General features: G+C 70.6%; 11 protein-coding genes. 2 read left to right on the top strand and 9 right to left on the bottom strand.

What is annotated here, in order from left to right; translation table 11 throughout:
* Positions 1-75: 75 nt before the first annotated feature.
* The 3 genes from ABE438_RS18885 to ABE438_RS18875 form a co-directional block, all read right to left on the bottom strand.
* A complete protein-coding gene (locus ABE438_RS18885) occupies positions 76-228 on the bottom strand; it encodes a hypothetical protein (RefSeq protein WP_346504220.1) in 153 nt (50 codons plus the stop codon).
* 399 nt (positions 229-627) lie between these two features.
* Positions 628-915: a 30S ribosomal protein S21 gene (gene rpsU / locus ABE438_RS18880; protein ID WP_346504219.1), complete on the bottom strand. Its 288-nt coding sequence runs from the start codon at positions 913-915 to the stop codon at positions 628-630.
* 134 nt (positions 916-1049) lie between these two features.
* A complete protein-coding gene (locus tag ABE438_RS18875; RefSeq protein WP_346504218.1) occupies positions 1050-1259 on the bottom strand; it encodes a cold-shock protein in 210 nt (69 codons plus the stop codon).
* A gap of 358 nt (positions 1260-1617) precedes the next feature.
* Between ABE438_RS18875 and ABE438_RS18870 the strand changes: the two genes are divergently transcribed.
* Positions 1618-2004: a hypothetical protein gene (locus ABE438_RS18870; RefSeq protein ID WP_346504217.1), complete on the top strand. Its 387-nt coding sequence runs from the start codon at positions 1618-1620 to the stop codon at positions 2002-2004.
* On the opposite strand, the gene ABE438_RS18865 is transcribed toward ABE438_RS18870, so the two are convergent.
* Genes ABE438_RS18865 through ABE438_RS18845 form a run of 5 tightly spaced genes read right to left on the bottom strand, consistent with a single transcriptional unit; the run spans position 1980 to position 18947 of the window.
* Positions 1980-4172 carry an efflux RND transporter periplasmic adaptor subunit gene (locus ABE438_RS18865; protein ID WP_346504216.1) on the bottom strand — a complete coding sequence of 731 codons (2193 nt, stop codon included), beginning with the start codon at positions 4170-4172 and terminating at the stop codon, positions 1980-1982. The two genes, ABE438_RS18870 and ABE438_RS18865, sit on opposite strands and share 25 nt — an antisense overlap.
* Before the next feature lies 1 nt (position 4173).
* Positions 4174-5517: an efflux RND transporter periplasmic adaptor subunit gene (locus ABE438_RS18860; RefSeq protein WP_346504215.1), complete on the bottom strand. Its 1344-nt coding sequence runs from the start codon at positions 5515-5517 to the stop codon at positions 4174-4176.
* The gene (locus ABE438_RS18855; RefSeq protein WP_346504214.1) at positions 5514-6341 is read right to left on the bottom strand and encodes an efflux RND transporter periplasmic adaptor subunit; all 828 of its coding nucleotides are present in this window, start codon (positions 6339-6341) and stop codon (positions 5514-5516) included. Before ABE438_RS18855 ends, ABE438_RS18860 begins: the two co-directional genes overlap by 4 nt.
* Before the next feature lie 35 nt (positions 6342-6376).
* A complete protein-coding gene (locus ABE438_RS18850) occupies positions 6377-7930 on the bottom strand; it encodes a TolC family protein (RefSeq protein WP_346504213.1) in 1554 nt (517 codons plus the stop codon).
* Positions 7931-7973: 43 nt separating this feature from the next.
* Positions 7974-18947: a VCBS domain-containing protein gene (locus tag ABE438_RS18845; protein WP_346504212.1), complete on the bottom strand. Its 10974-nt coding sequence runs from the start codon at positions 18945-18947 to the stop codon at positions 7974-7976.
* Positions 18948-19310: 363 nt separating this feature from the next.
* On the opposite strand from ABE438_RS18845, the gene ABE438_RS18840 reads away from it, so the two are divergent.
* Complete coding sequence (locus tag ABE438_RS18840) at positions 19311-19913, top strand: hypothetical protein (protein WP_346504211.1); 603 nt, start codon at positions 19311-19313, stop codon at positions 19911-19913.
* 57 nt (positions 19914-19970) lie between these two features.
* On the opposite strand, the gene ABE438_RS18835 is transcribed toward ABE438_RS18840, so the two are convergent.
* On the bottom strand, positions 19971-20181 hold a 211-nt coding region (locus ABE438_RS18835), incomplete at its 5' end, for a 2-oxo acid dehydrogenase subunit E2 (RefSeq protein WP_346504210.1).

Genomic DNA, 20181 nt, shown 5'->3' with positions numbered 1-20181 from the left:
GCTAGGGCCGCGGCACGGGAAGACGGCGCTGGGCCGCCTGCAGGGCCCGGCCGCGCGGGCCGGGTGGAATGCGGGTCAGCCCATGATGCGGGCGACGATGGCGCGCAGTTCGTCGCGCGACAGGCCGCAGGGCTCGGGCTTCCAGTTCGGGCAGGCCTTGACGACGGTCGGCGGGACGGTGGTCTGCGGCTGGCGGGTCTGGGGCGAGGCGTGATGCTGCTTGGTCATTCTGGTTTTCTTTTCTCAATCATGCGGCGCAGGCCCTTGGCCGTGCACCATGTCGGTCGCCGCGCCGTCGCAGTGTCGGGCGCAAGGCGGGGATGGGGGAACGCGGCATCGGGCCGGGCCGGCGGTGCCGGGCTCGGGCGTCCGATGCTGGAACGAGGAAATGCGCCGTCGGTTCCGTGCCGGTGAGGCGCGGAGCATCGCTGGCGCGGGCCGCCGCTGCGGCTCGCTCGCCGGCCATTGCGATGGCCGCGCGGTTGGCCGGCGCGCTGCGGCGCGCCCTGCCGTGATCGTCGCTGCTGCGGGACGCAGCCTTGCGGCACGCCTGTCGTCGGCGACCTGCTCCCGCACGCGGATCGTGCCGGGCGGTCGCGGTCTCGGCCGGGGAGAACCCGGGCGCGGTCAGCCCGCGGTGGGGGCGGCCGCCGGACGCGGGAAGCTCGGCCGCATCGGCCGGCCGGGACGCGCCTTGGCCTTGGGGGCCGGGAGCAGACCTTCGCGCTGCGCCTGCTTGCGGGCTGCCTTGCGGGCCCGCCTCACCGCTTCCGCCTTTTCGCGGACGCGCTGCTCGGAGGGCTTCTCATAGGCACGGCGTCTCTTGAGTTCGCGCAACACGCCTTCGCGCTGCAGCTTCTTCTTCAGAACGCGCAGAGCCTGGTCGACATTGTTGTCACGAACGAGAACCTGCATGCGGACGTAACCTCTTGATCTTGGACAGTCGTCGAAACGAAAAAGGGCCGGGAGATCCCGACCCTCGGGAGCGTTGGGGCAGCGGCGCCGGAGCGACGCGGCAGGCAGAGCGGGCCTTTCGGCCCGGGTCCGCCTTACTCGGCCTGAAGGTTGTCGGCCGAGACCTTGCCGGTGCGCTTGTCCTGCACCAGCTCGTACGAGACCTTCTGACCCTCGGCGAGGGTGCGCAGGCCGGCGCGCTCGACGGCACTGATGTGCACGAAGGCATCCTGCCCGCCGCCTTCCGGCTGAATGAAGCCGAAGCCCTTCTCGGGGTTGAACCACTTGACGGTACCGTTGGCCATACTGACCTCCTGTAAACACGGTTGTTCATTCGCCGCGGATGCGGCGCATGTGTCGATTTGAGCAGGAAGTTCGTCAGCAATGCGCGGAACGCGCCGGGGCCAATTCGATCGGCCTGAAATCGATGTGCTATAGATAGGGGCCAAATATTATTTTGTCAATTAACCCGTGGGGCGGCGCTCCATTATCCTATTCAAGCGGAATTATTAGGCAGAAACGCCAGGGACTTCCGTGCATCGGCAAGCGCCCCTCCCGCCTGCCGCGATAACCCGAGCGGGGCATGCGGGCCGCGGCGTCCCGTGCGCAGATCGGCAAGGCCGCGCCCGGCCCGTCCGGTGCGCGCGAAACGGGGAGCGGGCGATGAGCATTGTGCGACGGTTGGCGGCGCGGGTCAGGGCGGCTTGCGGCGCCCTGATCCTCGGCGGCGCCCTCCTGTGCGGCGCGCTTCCGGCCGCGGCGCAGGTGGGCTGCGTCCGGGAGGGCGCGCCGGCGGTGACCGGCAACAAGACGCTGGTCAACGACTGTCCGCACACCGTGACGCTGATCTTCCGCGACGGCGTGCACTGCCGCAACAGCCCGGCCGTCTGTACGGTGCGGTTCGATGCCGGCAAGAGCGCCATCATCGCGACGCCGGCAGCAGGGACTGTCGACTGGGTCGCCTGCCGCGGCAGGACCAGGCCGCGGATGATCGCCGGCCGCCTCGGCTGCGACCGATCGGCTTCTCAGGAGAAGCCGAACTCCTTGTAGAAGATGCTGAGCGCCCGGTTGAACAGGGCGGTGGCGATCGCGGCCCGCTCGGCCTCGACGATGGCGGTGCCGACCATGGTGCGCGCCGTGTGGACGCCGGGGCCGGCCTCGAGGCGGACGCGGTAGACCGGCGTGTCGGGCACGAGCTGGCCGTTCTGTTCCTGCCGCACCGCGATGTGCCCGCCATGGTTGGAGGCGAGCTCGGGATCGCCGAGGACGCGCACCGCGGTCTCGTCGATCGCGGCCACGCTGGCCGGCAGGCGCGGGCTGGCGATATCGGCCGGCACGAAGACCGCGGCCGCGCCCCGGCCGATGCGGCGCAGATCGGCCTCCTCGACATAGGCGTCGATGCGCGCGACCGAGAGGTCGGCGACGAGCGCGACCGCCTCGCCCGCTTTCAGCCATTCGTCGCGGCCGAGCGGCTCGGCCAGTTCGGCGACGACGCCGCGGAAGGGCGCGCGCAGCACCAGCCGCTCCTGCTCGCGCTCCAGCGCGGCGAGCTCGCTGCGCGCCCCGGCGATGCGCTCGACCAGCACCGCGGCGCGCGAGCGATCGTCGCTGGTCAGCGCGAAGGCCTGGGCCTGGGCGGAGAGGCTGTCGAGATTGCGCTTCGCCTGCGCGCGCTTGAAGGCGAGGTCGGGCGAGGCGAGGCTGACCAGCGGCTGGCCGGGCTCGACCGCGTCGCCGATGCCGACATGCACCGCCAGCACCTTGGCGGCGACCGGGGCATAGAGCTGCGTCTGCTCGCGCGCCACCATCACGGCGGGCAGGTGCAGCGAGCCGCGCCAGGGCACGAACAGCGCGGCGACGAGCAGGACGAGCACGCCGAGGGTCACCAGGCTGCGCCGCGTCGGGCGCCGGCTGCGCAGCCGGCTCGCCCATTCGCGCAGTTCGTTCACGACAGGCCGCATGATGAAATACCAGATCTCGACGGCGAAGAGGATGACGCCGAGCGCCTTGAAGAACAGGTGATAGACCAGCAGCGCGATGCCGAGGAACAGGAAGAAGCGGTAGATCCAGGTGGTGACGGCATAGACGGTCAGGATCCGGCGCATCCGCGGCGACCAGTATTCCGGCGGCGGCTCGTCGACGCCGAACAGCGCCTGGCGGATGCGGTGGCGCGCCAGCGCGAAGGAGCGCTCCTGCAGGTTGGGCACGTCGAGCGCGTCGGAGAACAGGTAGTAGCCGTCGAAGCGCAGGAAGGGCGAGGCGTTGACGAAGACGGTCAGGATCCAGGTCGTCGTCGCCCAGACATAGACCACGCTGCGCAGCAGCCCGTCCGGCAGGAGATGCCAGAGCAGCAGGGCGTACATGGCGAGATAGAGTTCGCCGACGATGCCGGCGGCGCCGATCGCCAGCCGGTCGCGCCGGCTCCTCAGGCGCCAGGCGGCGCTGGTGTCGGTGTAGAGCACGGGCGCGAGCACCAGCAGAGCGACGCCCATGCTCGGCACCCGGCAGCCATGGCGTACCGCCGTCAGCCCGTGGCCGAGCTCGTGCAGCGCCTTGGAGGCGAAGAGGGCGAGCGCCGCGACCAGCGCGCCTTCCAGCGAGAAGAACCAGGGCACCGCGGCGAGGAAGCTGTCCCATTGGTGGAGCGAAAGCACGAGCCCGGTCAGCCCCGCCAGCAGCGAGACCAGCATGAAGCCGCGGCTGTAGACGAAGCCGAGCACAGGCAGCATCGCCCGCAGCGCGGCTTCCGGGCGCAGCAGCGGGATGCGGATGAAGAGATAGCTGTGGGTCAGCCAGCTCAGCCAGCTCTTGCGGGCGCCCCGGCTGCGGGCGAGCAGCTGCGCCGCGCCCTCGGCATTCGGGCGCAGCAGCAGTTCGGCGCGGTCGAGGAAGCCGAGCAGGCGCTCGACGTCCTCGGGCTGGACGGTCAGCGTCGTCTCGCGGTTGACCGACGCGACGATGGCCTGCGGCTCGCGCAGGCGCCAGCGGCAGAGGATCTCGAATTCCAGCCAGCTGATCCGGAAGAAGCGGTTGCGGACCGGATCGTGCAGCGTCCAGCTCGGCGCGCCGCCGCGCAGGGTCGGGCCGGGTTCGAGCGCGATGTCCTCGCGCAGGCGCGGCAGCTGCGGCGCCGGGCCGCCGGGTCCTGTGAGGCGGGAGAGTCCTGCCGGCTGGCGGGGGGCCGCGGACGCCGGGAGCGCGCCGGCCGGGCCGGTCATGCTAGAGTCCGATCCATTGCCGCAGGGCCGCGAACGGCCGGCGGAACAGGGCATAGGCGAGCGGGACGGTCTCGCCATAGAGCTTGGCCGTGCCCTTCAGCCCGATGCGCGGCACCGGCGTGTCCTCGGCGAGGCGCGCCTTGACGCGGTAGGCCAGGATGCCGTCCGGCCCCTGCGTCGCCTGGTAGGAGGCCTGCGTCAGCACGGCGTCGAGCGGCTTTTCCGGAGCGGTGTTGAGGAAGAGCCGAGCCGGCGCGCCGATGGTCAGGCCGATCGCGTCGGCGACGGGCAGGCGCACCTGGATCTCGACGCTGTCGGGGTCGGCGACCATCATCACCTTCTCGCCGATGGCGACGGGGCGGCCGAGCCATTCGTTCGGATCGTCGAGCACCACCACGCCGCGGCGCGGGGCGCGCACCTCGATGCGCGCCAGCTGCTCGCGCAGGAAGGCGATTTCGGCGAGCTGCTGGTCGTATTTGCCCTGCAGGGTCGGCAGCGAGGCGCGGACCTTCTGGTCGACCACGGCGAACTGCCGTGCCTGGCGCAGCTCCAGCTCCATCGCCTGCAATGCGCCGCCGGCGACCTCGATCTGGCTGCGCAGGCGCCGGTCGTCGAGGTTGAATAGCACCTCGCCCTCGGCCACGCTCTGGTTGGGCGAAACGCGGATGCGCTCGACCACCCCTTCGAGCGGGGCGCGGATCACCGCGGGGTTGCGCGGGACGATCTCGGCGGGGGCGAGCGCGCTCTGGCGCACCGGCAGCGCCCCGGCCGCCAGCAGCAGGAACACGCTTCCGGCTGCGATCAGCCGGGGGCGCCGCGCCAGCAGCGAGAGCGAGCCCGGCGCCAGCCCGCGCGGCCGGCGCGCCGCCAGCGCGTGGCCATAGGCATCGGTCAGGAAGGCCAGCATCTGGCGCTCGCCCTCTTCCAGCGGCGTCTCGCGGCCGAGCACCAGCACGTCCTCGCCATGGCCGAGCGGCAGCCAGACCAGCACGGGCGGCAGCCACTCCGCCCATTCGGCCGCGAAGGCCTGCGGCACATCGGCGACGGTGACGGCGCGCGCTTCGCGGCCGCCGCCGGCGGCGAGGGTCGCGAACAGCTTGCCGAGCCAGACGATCAGCGGCGCCTGCCGGTCGACCTGCGCCACCGCCGAGACGGCGATGACGGCGGGGCGCGGCGCGCCGCGCCAGAGCCAGGCCTGGCGATAGGGCACCAGCCCGTAGGTCTCGTTGACGATCAGGAATCCCAGCTCGTCGAGCGCGGCGGCGCGGGCCTTGCGCTCCAGCTGCAGCAGCAGCGAGAGCAGCATGAGCTGGCGCGCGGCGGGAGCGTTGACCGGGCCGCTCATGGTGCGGGCGGGGCCGGGGCACGGGCTGCCGGCGCGGGCTCCGGCGGCGCGAAGCCGGCCATGCCGCTCATCCCGGCCATCAGCTCCGCATGCGCGCCCTCGATCCGGCCGAAGAGCTTCACCGTCTGGCTGACCGGATCGATGCGCGGCCCGATGCGGGTGACGCGCGCCGGATAGTCGCGCTTCAGCTCCTCGATCGCCATGGTGAACGGCGTCCCGGCGGCGAGCCAGGAGACCCAGTGCGACGGCACCAGCAGCTCCACCTCGAGCTCGCGCTCGTTCAGGATGTCGATCAGCGGCTCGCCGGCCGCGACGAACTGGTGGCGCTTCACCCGCAATTCGGCGACGCGCCCGGCGAAGGGCGCGGTCAGCGTGCAGCGGCTGACATCCTTGGCGGCGAGCTGCTGCTCGGCGCGGGCGGCGTCGAGATCGGTGGTGGCGAGGTCGAGGTCGATGCGGCCGATCGCCTTGCGCTGGTCGAGCACGCGCACCGCCTCGAGCTTGCGCTCGGCCGCGGTGGCGCGGGCGTCGGCGAGCTGCATGCGCGCGGCGTAGGAGGTGCAGTCGAGCGCGGCGACTGTCTGGCCGGCCTCGAAGGATTCGCCCTCGCGGAAGGGCAGCGTGTCGATCTTGCCGGCGATCTCGCTGGACAGGACGGTGGCATGGCGCGGCATCAGCTGCGCGCGCACCTCGAGCTTTTCCTGCACCGGGTCCCGCGGCCGCTCCTGCGCGGCGGCGGGCCGCGCGCCCGCCGCGAGCGCAAGCGCCAGCAGCGCCGGGGCCAGGCGGCTTCCGGCGCGTGAAGCGAGGGTCGGCACCCGCATGGTCTTCGCTCCCGGCGCGCCGGCGCCCCGCCGGCTCAGGACCGGTTGGCCGCGACCGGCGTGCCCTCGGCGGCCGGCACCGGCTTGTCGAGGCGCGGCACCTCGATGCGGCCGGCGTTCAGCGCCGAGCTCCGCCGGCTGATCTCCTGCGTCAGCGTGGCGAGGTCGCTGTGATGGGCGTGCTCGGGCACCGGGTCGAGGCCGAGGCTGACATGGATGCCAGCATGGGCGTTCTGCAGGTCGGCATAGGCGCGGTGCTTGCGCAGCTCCATCAGGGCCGAGGCCGCCTTCTCGCGGATGGCCTCCATGTCGGAGGTGGTCTGCGCCGCCTGGCCGTCGCGCGAGAGCTGGGCGATGCGCCGGTTGATCGTCGAGATGGCGTTCAGCCGCGAATAGTTCTTCTGCGCGATCTGGTATTGCTGCGCCGAGACCTGCACCTGCGCCAGCACGGCGACGGTGGTCGCCAGGCGCCGCGTCTCCGAAATCTCGCCCTGCACCTCGTTGAGCTGCATGATCTTGGGCGCGTTGGTCAGGATGCGGATCAGGTTCGCCGCGACGCGCACCCCGCCCTCCTGCCAGTTGTTGTAGAGCAGGTAGCTGTTGCTGTCGTAGTTCAGCGAGCCGAGCACGGTGACGCCGGGCACCAGGCGCAGCAGGGCGCGGCGGCCCTCGTTCTGGACGATGCGGGCATTGTAGCCCTCCTCGCGCAGCTCGGATCGGTTGACCAGCGCGACGCGCTCCATCTGGTCGATGCTCAGGCCGATGCGGCCGAGCGCCGGCAGCGTGGCCGGCACGGCGAGGCGATAGGGCGTGCCCGGGCGCAGGCCCATCAGCTGGGCGAGCTGCGCCTTGGCGATGGCGAGCTGATCGTCGACCGCCTCGAGCTCCTGGATCAGCTCCAGCAGGTCGCGCTGGTAGCGCAGGGCCTGGTCGGGCTTCTGCTCGCGCTGCGCCTCCATCTGGCGCGAGGCGCTCTGGGCGCGCCGCGCCTCGGCGAGGACCTGACGCAACTGCGGGCGCACGCGCTCGGCGGCGGCGGCCGTCCAGTAGGCGTTGCGCACCTGCTGGAAGACGTTGTTGACGACGCGGCGCCGCTGCTCCTCGGCGATGTTGACCCGGTCGGCCTGCTGCTTGGCCTGGAGATAGCTCAGGCCGAAATCGATGACGTTCCAGGACAGAGTCAGGTCGGCGAAGGTGCGCTCGCGGTCGACCGAGGTGGTCTGGAAGTTCGAGGGCTGGATCTGCCCGTCGCGGAAGCTGGCGCTGGAGCTGACCAGGCTCTTGTCGCGCGTGGCGTAGCCGGCATTCGCCGTCAGGTTCGGCAGCATGTCGAGCTTGGTCAGGTCGAGCTGCTCGCGCTGCAGCACCGCGTTGAACATCTGCATCCGCGCGTCGAGATTATAGCTCATCGCGCGGGCCTGGGCCTCGGCCAGGGTGATCGGCCGGTGCGGCGCCGGGCTGTTGTTGTCGAGCGCGGCGAGGTCCAGCGCGGCCCGCGTCTCGTTCTCCGCCTTGGTGAAGGGCTCGGGCTGCAGGGCGCAGGCGCCGAGCCCGAGGGACAGCGCGAGGATGGGAACGATCGGGTGCATTGCGACCTCAACAAGGGGCTTTCTGGTCATCGGAGGAACGCAACTACTCGGCGTCGGCGGAAGCGGGGCCGGCCAGGGCCTGAAGGAACCGGGCGGCTTCGATCATCTGGGCGGCGTTGCCCGCCCGGATCAGGGATTGGCTGAGCGAGCTGGCATGGGCCGGCTCGGATGCGTCCGGCAGCCGGCTCTCGCGCGGCCGGGGCTCGGGCTTGTTATCGCTACTGCCGTCGCGCCCGGCATCGCCCTTGGGCTCGGCCTCGGGCGCATCGGCCGGCGGCGTGCCGCGGCGCAGCGGCAGCGAACGCTCGGCCGGGGCGGCCTCGCCCGGCGCGTCGGTCTCCTCGGCCGGCGCGTCAGGCAGGATGATGGTCTCGGCCCTGGCCCGCAGCAGGCGCAAGGTCTCGGTGATGTCGCGCAGCACGTGGAAGGCCACCGAGGATTCGGCGTAGTTGCCGTCGGCGTCGCGGGCGACGACCCTGACGATGTAGACCCCCGGCGGCACGTCATAGCCCGGCGTCGCCGTGACCATCTGCATGGTCGGGTCGAAGCTGATCCAGGACGGCAGCGGCTGGTTCACGCCCAGCGTCGCCTCGTAGACCAGCCCGCCCAGGCCGCCGCCGCCCCATTTGCGGAACAGCACCTGCTGCGACGAGGTCTGGGTGAAGGTGACATAGCGGTCATAGGGCCGGCCCTCGAGATAGGTGAGGGCGCCGAGCTGGACCGTGGTCATGGCGTAGGCGCGTTCCGGCAGGCCGCTGCCGCCGAATTCCGGCGTATCGACCAGCACTGGCGGGGCGACCGGGTCGGTCCGGCCGCGGATGGTGATGGTCAGCGTCGCGATCGCCTCGTCGCCGTCGGCATCGGTGATGCGATAGGTGAAGACCTCGGTCAGGGTCTCGCCGTCGCGCAGCGCATCGACGCGCGGGTTGGCATTGTCGAGGACGTAGCTGTAGCTGCCATCCGCGTTCAGGGTCAGCTGGCCGTAGCGGCCGGGCAGGCCGTTGCCGACCGTGCCCTGGATCGCCCCGAAGGAGACATGCGTCACCTTCGCCCCGTCGGCGCCGACGCGATCGGCCCCCGGCGCGTCGGTGATGACGTTGCCGGTCGCCGGCGGGCCGTCCTCGTCCACGCTGCCGCGATCGTCGACCGCCTGTGGTGCGTCGTCGGCGATCAGGATCGTCAGGGTGCCGCTCTGGCTGTCGCCGCCGGCATCGGTGACCAGCAGCGCGATATCGTCGGTGACCTCGCCGCCGGCATGGTCCTGGGCGCTGGTCAGCTCGTAGCTGTAGGCGAGCTCGCCTGCGGTCGGCACGCCGCCGATGCTCGTCGTCGGGGTGAAGCCGGTCAGGATCACCACGCCCTTGGGCGTGACGATGCGGATCGGCGTCGTCCCGAGCGCGGCGAGTTCGGCCGCGGTCACGGTGCGGCTGCCGATCGTCACCGAGGCGAGGCCGTCGGGTGCGGTGAGGTCGATGACCCCGCGCGTCGTCTCGCTCGCATCGCGCGGATCGCCGAGGCCGCGCTCGCTGACGCTGTTCTCGCCGGTGGCGCCGCCATTGGCGTCGCGTGGCACGATGGCGGGCGGCCCGTCGGTTCGCCCGTCGATGGTGATGGTCAGCGTGGCGAAGGCGTGGTCGCCGTCGGCGTCGCTGATGCGGTAGGTGAAGACCTCCGTGAGCGTCTGGCCGTCGCGCAGCCCGTTGACCGCCGCATTGGCGTTGTCGACGTCGTAGCTGTAGCTGCCGTCCGCGTTCAGGGTCAGCGTGCCGTAGCGGCCGGCGAGGCCGCTGCCGACCGTGCCGGCGGCGCCCTCGAAGGCGATGCCGGTCACCGGACCACCCGTGGCGCTGCCGTCATTGCCGATTGCATCGGGCGCGTCGCCCGGGCCGCCCGCGGCGAAGACGTTGCCGGTGACGGGCGCGCCGTCCTCGGCGACGGTCGCCGTGTCGTCGACGGCCTGCGGCGTGCTGTCGAGGATGCGGATCGCCAGCGTGCCGGTCGCGGTCTGGCTGTTGACGTCGGTCACCACCAGGGCGAAGTCGTCGCTGACCTCGCCGCCGGAATGGTCCTGCGCGCTGGTCAGCTCGTAGCTGTAGGTCAGCGCGCCGGAGACAGGCACGCCGCCGACCGAGGCGGTCGGGGTGAAGCCGGTCAGGGTCAGCACCCCCTTCGGCGTGGTGATGGTCACCGGCGTGGTGCCCAGCGCGGTGAGCTGCGCGACCGTCAGCGTCTGCCCGCCGACCGTGACCGAGGTCAGCCCGTCGGGAGCGGTGAGGTCGATGGTGCCGGTCGTGGTCTCGCTCGCGTCGCCCGGCAGGCCGAGACCGACCTCGCTGACCTCGTTCTGGCCCAGCGCCGTGCCGTTGGAATCGCGCGGCACGATGGTGTTGGTGCCGTCGGTGCGCCCGTCGATGGTGATGGTCAGCGTGGCGGTGGCCTCGTCGCCGTCGCCGTCGGTGATGCGGTAGGTGAAGACCTCGGTCAGGGTCTGGCCGTCGCGCAGGGCGTTGACCACGGGATTGTCGTTGTCGAGCGCGTAGCTGTAGCTGCCGTCGGCATTGAGCGTCAGCGTGCCATAGGCGCCGTCGAGCCCGCTGCCGACCGTGCCCACCGTCGGGCCAAACGCGATGCGGGTGACGGTGGCGCCATCGGCCCCGACCCTGTCTGCGCCCGGTCCGGTGGTGACGACGTTGCCGGTGACGGTGGCGTCGTTCTCGGCGATCATCGCCGTGTCGTTGTTGGCGACCGGCGCGTCGTCGACGATGCGGATCGAGAGGGTGCCAGACACGCTGTCGCCGCCGGCATCGAGGACGGAGAGCGCGAAGTCGTCGGTGACCTCGCCGCCGGCATGGTCCTGCGCGCTGGTCAGCTCGTAGCTGTAGGCCAGCGTGCCGGAGACCGGGATGCTGCCGACCGAGGCGGTCGCGGTGAAGCCGGTCAGGGTCAGCACGCCCTTCGGCGTGGTGATGGTCACCGGCGTGGTGCCGAGCGCCGCGAGCTGCGCCAGCGTCAGCGTCTGCCCGCCGACCGTGACGGAACTCAGCCCGTCCGGCGCGGTCAGCGTTACCGTGCCGGTGGTTGTCTCGCTGCTGTCGCCGGCGTCGCCGAGCCCGCGCTCGTGGACCTCGTTCTGGCCGAGGGCGAGGCCGTTATGATCCGTCGGCGTCACGGTCGGTACGCCGTCGGTGCGGCCGTTGATCGTGATCGTCAGATTGGCGGTGTCGACTGCCGTGCCGTCGCTCAGCGTGTAGGTGAAGACCTCGGTCAGCGCCTCCCCGGTCTTCAGCGCGTTGACGGCCGGGTTGGTGTTGTCGAGGGCGTAGGTGTAGCTGCCGTCGGCGTTGAGCGTCAGCGTGCCATAGGCGCCGGCCAGCGCCGTGCCGACCGTGCCCGTCGTCGCGCCGAAGGCGATGCCGGAGATCCGCAGGTCGCCGACCGGCGTGTCGGGATCGCGGTCGATCGCACCGAGCGGCGAGAGATCGGTGATGACGTTGCCGGAGACGCTGGCGCTGTCCTCCGCGATCGCTCTGACATTGTCTTCGGCGATCGGCGGATCGTTGACCACCACCAGGGTGATCGTGCCGTTGATCGGCGCCGAAGCCAGACTGGCGGGACCGCCGGCGGTGTCGCCCTGCGGGTCGGCATTGTTGCCGTCGCGCACGACCAGCGTGTAGCTGCGGCTGGTGCGGGCGTCGAAATCGGTCGGGTTGTCGCTGCTGCTGGCATAGGTCAGCCGCTCGATCAGCGCGATCACCTCGGCGATGCGGGTGTCGCCGTCGAGCCGGATCACCAGCCGGCCGTTGCTGCCGTCATGGGTGGTGTCGATCGAGACGCCCGCTGGCAGGGTGTAGCCCGTCATGTCGATGGCGAGCCGGTCGCCCGCGAGATAGCTGGCGCCGAGCGTCAGGTCGATCTCGCCGGCGCCGAAGGTGTCGGTCGCCAGTCCCGTGGTGGTCGAGAGGTCGATATCCGACAGGCTGACCGAGCCCGGCGCGAACAGGCGGGTCGGCGGGATGCTCTGGCCGGTGCCCGTCTCGCCGTTCTCGGTGACGGTCGGATTGGTCGGCGTGCCGGACAGCACCGGCGCGTCGTTGAGCGGGTTGACGTTGATGCGCAGCGCCGCGGTCGCCGACCAGTGGCTGCCCGCCCCACCGATCTCGCTGCCGATGTCGACGCCGCTGCCGGGCGTGACCGGCGTGTCCGAGGCGCGGATGTCGAGGCGCCCGGGCGTGCCGTTGAAGTCCGCGGCCGGGACGAAGCGCATTCGCGCAGTTGGCGCCAGGACGATGGCGTCGGCGTCGCTGACGCCGGTGCCGATTGCGGTCCAACTGGCGCCACCGTCGAGCGAGTACTGCCATTCGCCCTCGGCGGGATCGGCATGGTTGCCGACGATGGCGATGCCGCCGAAGGGCGTCGCGGCATTGCCGCCGCCGGAAATGCCGCTCTGGTTGTCGGTCGCGTCGGAATAATGCGAGCCGAACACGACCTGAACGGTCTGGCCCACCCAGGTCGTGAAGTCCTCGTCGATCGCCGGCATGGTGGCGTCGGTCAGGGTCGGCGCGTCGTTGACGTTGGCGATCGCGGTGGTGACCACGACGGTCCCGGTGCTGAAGCGGGTGGTGCCGCCGGTCGCGCCCGCACCCGAGAGATCGATGACCTGGCCGGTCACCGGCGGGGTGAAAGCGCCGGCATCCCCGCCGGCGTCGTTCTCGACCAGCCGCACGGTCAGGCTCTCCGGCGTGCCGTGGAAGTTGGCGGCCGGCACGAAGCGGATCTGCGCGTCGGCGGCCAGATACAGGCCGTTGGCCTCGGTGCGCGTGCCGATCGCCAGCCAGCTCGTGCCGTCGAAATACTGCCACTCGCCCTGGGCGGCGTTGCTCGAGACCCCGACCACGACGACGCCGGCGAAGCCGTCGGCGATCGAGCCGCCGGTGATCGCGTCGCGCGGATCGCTGAAATAGGGCTGGAACAGCGTGCCGACAGAATGGGCGGGGACGCCCGGTCCGCTGGTATCCTCGGTGCCCGGTAGCGCGATCGTGGTCGAGCCGCCGACCGGCACGACGACAGGGGCGTCGTTCTCCGGCGCCACGGTGACGGTGAAGATACGGGTGGTGACGAGGTGGTTGTCGTTGCTTGGGTCGCCGTCGTTCGCATCCGGATCGGCATAGGACGGGTCGCCGGTCTCGGAGCGCGGATCGTCGGTGTCGCCGGGCAGCGTCGTCGGCCGGCCGCCGCGATTGCCGAAATCCTTGACGACGATCGTGACATCGAAGCTGCCGTTCCAGTCGGTGCGCTGCGGGGCGCCGGGCTCGTCCGGCAGCAGCACGGTGAACGTGTTCACCGCCGCGTTGATCTGGGCCAGCGTGCCGCGGATCGTCACGACGCCCCCGGTCTCCGTCACGGTGGCGCCGCTGGCGACATAGTTGAAGAAGCTGAAGCCCGGAGGGACGCTGAGCACGGCCTCGAGGATGTCGGTGGCCTGGGCGTCGGGATCGCTGATCACGATCCCGCTCAGCTGCACCGTGCTGCCGCCTTCGGTGACCGGCGGCATGTTGACGCGGATCTCGGGCGCGTCGTTGACCGAGCTCGGGAAGATCGTGCGCGTGCCGGTGTTGACGTTGGCGGTCAGGCCGCCGGGCACGGCGCCATAGGGATTGATCGCAGTCGTCGGCACCGCGACGGTTCCGCCGGCGGCGTTGTTGTTGCCGCCGCCATTGGCGGCGGTTCCGACGAGCGTGCCGGTGGCGACGTCGCGGACGCGGTCGTCGGCGATGATGTCGATCCGATAGCTGTTGTCGCTGTTGGCGAGCGTGCCCTGGAGCGTCACCGTCAGCCCGCTCAGATAGGCGTTCACCTCCGCGAGCGTGCCGCGGATGACCAGCGCGCGGCCATTGCCGGTCTCGACGTCGTCGATCTCGAAGGTCGCGCCCTCGGCCGGGGCCGAGGTGGAGGCGAAGATCACGTCGCCATGCTGGGCGAGGCTGAGCGGCGTGCCGGCGCCGGTGCTCAGCCGCACCGTGACCTGGATGAAGTCGGTCTCGCCGGTGGCCGGCGTGGCCGAGCCGTCATTGTTGATGTCGAGGTCGCTGACCGAGACGCCGGTCACCGCCGTCGTGCCGCTGACGATCACCGTGCCCGTGCCGGGCGTGACGCCCGGCCGGTCGTTGACCGGCACGATGGTCAGCGCGACATCGAGCGGCGCCGGATTGGCGGAGGTGCCGCCGCTGCCGATGTTCGAGCCGGTATCGTCGAAGGTGACGCGCAGCGTGACGTCGCCGGCATCGCCGGCGTTCATGTCGTGGTTGCGGTTGCTGGCGCTCTGATAGTGCAGGCTGTCGTTGAGATAGGCCTGGATGTCGGCAGCCGTGCCGGTCAGGACCAGCGTGCCGCTGTTGTTGCCGCCGACCGTGACCGAGAGGCCGGCCGGCAGGGCGCCGAGCGAGAGCGTGCCGGAGGGAACCGTCAGCGTGACCGTGACCGGCGTGCCGAAGGCGGCCGATTCGGCGTCCGCGATCTGGAAGGCGATCTGGTTGCCGATGAAGGTGCGCTGGTCCTCGTAGACGGTCGCGGCGCCGTTGCCGGTCATCGTCGCCGGGTCGTTGACGGTCGAGGCCCAGATGGTGACCGCGGCGGCCGAGATATTGCCGACCAGCGACGCGATCGCCGGATCGCCGTTCGTGTCGCTTGGCACGGCGTCGGCGTACCAGTCGAAGGCGTCGTAGTCCGAGACCGGGGTCGGCAGGCCGACGAAAGGCGTGTCGGGCTGGTTGAAGGTGCCGCCGCCATTGCCGCCGACATTCACGCCGGGTGCGGCGGGATCGCGGTCGACCAGTGTGCCGCCGGAATCGCGCACGCGGTCGTCGGCGATGACCTGGACCTGGTAGATCGCGTCGCGATCGTCGCTGAACTGGACGGAAAGCGTCGCCAGCGCCGCATTGATCTCGGCGCTGGTGCCGCGCAGCACCAGAATGCCGCCGACGCCGTCACGCGTGGCGTCCACGGTCGCGCCGGTGGCGCTGAGCGTGACGCCGGCATAGCCGGACTGCGCCAGAGGGTTGCCGTTCGCGTCGAGCAGGCGCACCGTCACCTGCAGGAAGTCGGCCTCCGCCGCGATCAGCCCATCGGCGAGATCGGGATCGGCGACCGAGAAACCCGGCACCGAAACCGTTGTGTCGGTCGAGCGGATCGGCCCGGACGGCGCGGTGACCACCGGCGCGTCGTTGGTCGGCTCGACATAGATCCAGAACTCGCGGCCGGGCACCTCGCTGGCGCCGTCCGACAGGGTGAAGCGGAAGGTGTCGTCGGGCGTGTCCGGATAGCCGTTGCCGTTCGGCTCGTCGCCATTGTGCTGGTAATAGATCCGGCCGTTGGCGATGTCGGCCTGGCTGAAGGACGAGCCGACGCCGAGCATGGTGAAGGTCACGCCGTCGGTCGAATAGGCCAGCCGGCCATGCGCCGGGGCCCGCGTCACCGAATACTGCACCTGATTGGCGTCGTTGTCGGGATCCACGGCCTGCAGCATGCCGGCGTCGATCTTCTTCCACGAGCCTTCGTAGATGATCCGCATCGGCTCGTTGACCGCGCCGCTGCCGCCGCCGCCCGGCCAGGGGCCGGTCGGGTCGGGCTGGGTCGGGTCGGAGGCGATGTCCGGCGGGTCGTTGACCGGCGTGATGGTGAAGCCGACGCTCGCGCTGTTGGACTGTGCGCCCCAGCGGTCGGTCGCCTGGACCGAGAAGCCGTCCGAGAGATTCTCGCCGCCGCCATGGACATAGCGCAGGCGCGTGGTCGCCGGGTCGCTGGTCAGCCAGCTCGCGTGGAGCACGGTCGCCTGGGTGACCAGCTGCCAGCTGGTGCCGTCGAACCATTGCAGCACGCCATTGGCGGGCTGGCCGGTGATGGTGAAGGTCAGCGGCGCGGCGCCGTCATGGTTGAGCGCGTAGTTCGGCTCGCCGCCCGGCAGGGTCGCGGCGCCCTCGTAGAAGGCTTCGCTCGCGGTGTCGTCGACATCGCTGAAGTTCAGCATCCCCGTCGTGATCGCGACGGTGTCGCCTTCCTTGATCAGGTTGTCGCCGGAGCCTTCCGCGACGGGCGCGTCGTTCACCGGCTTGGCGAAGAAGTGGAAATCGGTGATCCACTCGTCCATCGCCAGCCCGCCGGCGCCGTCGTCGACCAGCACGCCGGCCGAGGCGCGCAGGCGCACGCTCGATTCGAAATCCTCGCCGCCGTCATGGACGAAGCGGACGCGGCCATTGTCGAGATCGTCCTGGGTGAAGCTGTCATACTGGTTCAGCGTGACCCAGTCGCCCTCGACGAGCAGCTGCAGCTCGCCGTTCCAGCCGTCGGCGACGCCGTCGAACGACATCACCGTATAGACGATCTGCTCGGGCGCGACGCCGGCGACGGAATAGCTGAGGCCCGGACGGTCGACGCCGCCGACCGGCTTGCCGTCATAGAGCGTGATCGTGCCGCCTTCGGATAGGCTGCCGATAGTGCGCCCGCTCTGGTCGGTGCCGGCATGCTCGCTGCTGGCGCGCGCCGGCGTCAGGTCCGGGAAGGGTGGCAGCACGCCGCCTTCGCCGGTGGGGGTCTCGTGCAGGTTGATGGTGAAGGTGAAGTTGCGCAGCGCGCTGTTCTCCAGCGCCGGGTCGGCATAGACGCCGCTCGGCCGCTCGTAATGCGTGCCGTCCGGGCGCCAGTGCAGCGAGACGCCGTTGTCGACGACGCGGAAGTTGAAGCTGTCGGTGTCGCCGGCGGCCGCGCCGATATGCTGGATATAGGTCACCCGGCCAGACTTGACGTCGGCCAGGGTGAAGGTGCCGCCGACCGGGATCGGCACCGCGGCGCCGCCGTCCGGCGGGGTCAGATAGAGCCGGCCCTGGTCGAAATCAGCTCCCGTGACGATGAAGGATAGGCTGCTGTCGGCCGAATCGGAGTCGGTGACGTTGAGCATCGAGGCGTCGAGCGTGACGTGATAGCCGCCGTCGACCGTCGCCGTTCGGGTGCTGCTCTCGACCCAGATCGGCTCGTCGTTCACCGGCCGCACGTCGAGCACGATGGTGGCCGAGCTGGAGAGCGCGGCGCCCGCGCCGGCCCCGCCGCCGCCATCGGTCACCGTGACGTCGAAGCTGTCCTGCGGGGCAGGCCGGCCTGAGGCCAGGTCCACGCCGTCATGGGTGTAGGTCAGCCCGGCCCGGTCGGCATAGGCGAAGCTGAAGCCGGCGGCGATGTCGGCGTCGGTGACCATCCGGTCGATCGTCTGGGTGACGCCGCCGATCGAGACCTCGCCGCGGAAATGCAGCAGGCCGTCCCGCGGCAGCGAATCCAGCCGCACGGTCAGCGTCGGGTCGCCCGGATCGCCGCCGCCATCGGCGAGGATGTAGTTGCCGACGATCGAGGGCGAAGGGCCGGGCGAGGCCGCGTTGGCGGGCTGGCCCTCATAGACCGGGCCGCCGCCGGAGACGGTCGGCGCCTGGTTGACCGGGCGGATGTTGAGCCGGACCGTCGCCATCTCCGAGAGATGCAGCGGCGTGGCGCCGTCGTTGACGCGGACGACGAAGGATTCCTGCGTGTTCTGGTCGGCACCGGTGGCGGTGTGGACATAGGCGACCAGCCCGGCCTCGACATCCGCCTGGGTGAAGACCGAGCCCTGGCCGATGCGCACGCCGCCCAGCGTCAGATAGCCGTACTGGGTGTCGGTCTCGAGCGTGTAGACGATCTGATTCTTGGTCTGCGAGCCATGCTCGACCTCGGGGTCGACCGGGGCGAGGACGGTGCCGTCGAGCACCGTCACGCTGGGATTGCCCGAGGGATCGATCTCGTCCACGTCGAGCGTGACGTCGCCCAGTACGGTCGGGTCGTTCGAGGCGGTGACGCGCACCGAGAGCGAACGCGTCGCGGTGCCGGAATCGCTGTCGTTGGTCACCGAGACGGTGACGTTCGTGGTGGCGATGGCATTGCCGCGCTCGACGTCGGCGGCCTGGAAGGTCATCCCCTGCAGCCAGAGATTGGCCTGCTCCATCGTGCCCTGGAAGGTCCAGAGCCCGCCGGAAGCTACGCCGCCACCGACCGTGTCGACGAAGTCGCCGATGCCGGTATCGGCGACGTTGACGGTCACGGTGACGAGGTCGTCCGCGTCGGCCGGCTGGTAGCCGATGCTCCAGCCGGCGTCGCCGAGGCGCAGCGAGCTGCTGGTGCCGAGATCGTCGTTGAGCGTGCTCGGCTCGGAGACGCTGACGTTCCGCTCGCCGGTCAGGGTCGGCGGGGCGAGCAGATGGCCCCAACTCGCCAGCGCCGCGGCCTCGAAGGGCGCGGCCGCCTCGATCGCACCGGTGCTGCTCTCGAGCGACCAGTCACCGCCGCGCGCGGCCGAACCTGTGCTGTCGCTGGAGGCGGCGACGTCGCCGCCGGTCAGCAGCGCCAGGCTGTGCAGCAGCGCCTCGCCCTCGGGCGAGGCGGCGACGTCGCAGCCCCAGATCATGATGTCGGCGTCGGGGGTGAGCGCGGCGCTCCAAGAGGCGATCTCGCCCTGGCGGGCCGCGACCAGCGCGCCGTCGACGACCGTGCGGCCGAGCGAGAACTCGCCTGCCTCGCCATGGCCGACGAAATGGATGGCGTCGATGTCGCGGCGGCTGGCCAGCGCCTCGGTGACCTGGGCGAGGCCGTCGCGATCCGGATCGATGACGATCAGCTCGACGTTGGGGGCGGGCGCGAGTTGGGCCAGATCGGGAAGGCGGGCGTCGACGAAGACGATTTCGCGGGTGGCACGTCCGGTTTCGCCGCCGGTCGCGGTCGCGGCGCGCGCGTCTTGATCGGCTGCGGCGGGCGGGGCGGAGCGGTCGGCGCTTTCCTGCGGGCGGGCGGCCTCGGAGCCGGCGAGATGGGCGTCGGCATCGCTGGCGAGCGCCGCAGCTGTCGGAGCCGCGGCGGCATCGAACATGAAGCGCGGTTCGAGCGCCAGAGCGAGGCTCGGACGCGGCAGGACGCTGCGTAAACGGCGCGGCTCGTCAACAATTGTCACTTGGCGAAGCTCCCCAGCCGGCCTTGGCCGCTGCCGTACCATGATTCGAGGCGTCTGCGAAAGCTTATGCTCTGACAAGTTTTACTTTCTGCGACTGCTTTGAATGTGTGGTAACGCGGAAAAGCCATTTTTGGGACGCTTGTGTGCCATGATAACTCAAGGGTATCCGGATTCTTAGCGCTCGCGGGCCGACATGAGACGTAGCGTTGTGCCGGAACGGGATTCTGGACACCTGCCAGTGGCGATGGGACGGTGCGCGATCTTGGCCGAGCATGGCAGGTCTTGAACTTTTGACTGCCGCCGAGGGGGTATGTACAGTTTCCATTGGGTCGGAGGCTCATCGTCTTCGCCGGGATCGACACCATGGACCTGCTCAGACAAGACGAGTTCATCGCCGGCCCGGATCTCGCGCGCGGGCTGAGGCAGAAGTTCTGGTTTCGGAAGTCTTTCCGGAACTGTCTCGCGACGCTCGAGCGTAAACACAGCTTCGCCATCGAGATCGATGACGAAGCGCTCGACCGCGTCTTTCGCGGCTGGCTCCCTGTGATCGAGCACAAGAAGCACCTGGCGGCGCGCGATCGTGCCGATTTCATCCTGTTCGCCGGCGGACTGGTGCTCAAGGGGCTGATCGCGGCGCGACCGGTCACGGCCCGTCCCGGGCGCGCGGTCCCAGGCGGTGGCGGTGCAGAGACCGACATCGCCGGCTTCTGGCCCGAGGGCTTCATCTACACGAACTTCTGCATCAGCGCGGTCAATGCGGTGCACGAGCAGGAATTCGGCCGCACCATTCCGCTGGCGCAGGCGGTAGACGATCTCAGGATCTGGTGGTCGTTTCGCGAGAACGTCCGCGAGCTGCCGGCCTATGCGGTGGCGGCGCTCGACCTGTTCTTCGACGTCGAGCCCAACTGGGCGATGCCGGACTGCCCGGAGATGCGGCTGCGCATGCGCCGGGCGCTGGCGAACTGAAGCCGGCTTTCGGCAGGGACGAGAGCGCCGCGGACCTCGCGGCCCGCGGCGATCCAGTCAGACCAGAAGCGTCATGGGCTTCTCGATATAGCCCTTGAAGGCGGCGAGGAGCTCGGCGCCGAGCGCGCCGTCGACGGCGCGGTGGTCGGTCGAGAGGGTCACCGACATCACCGTGGCGATGGCGAGCTGGCCGCCCTTGACCACCGGGCGCTGCTCGCCGGCCCCGACCGCCAGGATCGTGGCGTGCGGCGGGTTCACGATCGCCGCG

The organism is Allobosea sp. TWI1241 (assembly GCF_039673065.1).
Lineage (GTDB): Bacteria > Pseudomonadota > Alphaproteobacteria > Rhizobiales > Beijerinckiaceae > Allobosea.
The sequence above is the reverse complement of the archived record's forward strand: the minus strand, read 5'-3'. Positions and strand labels throughout refer to the sequence as shown.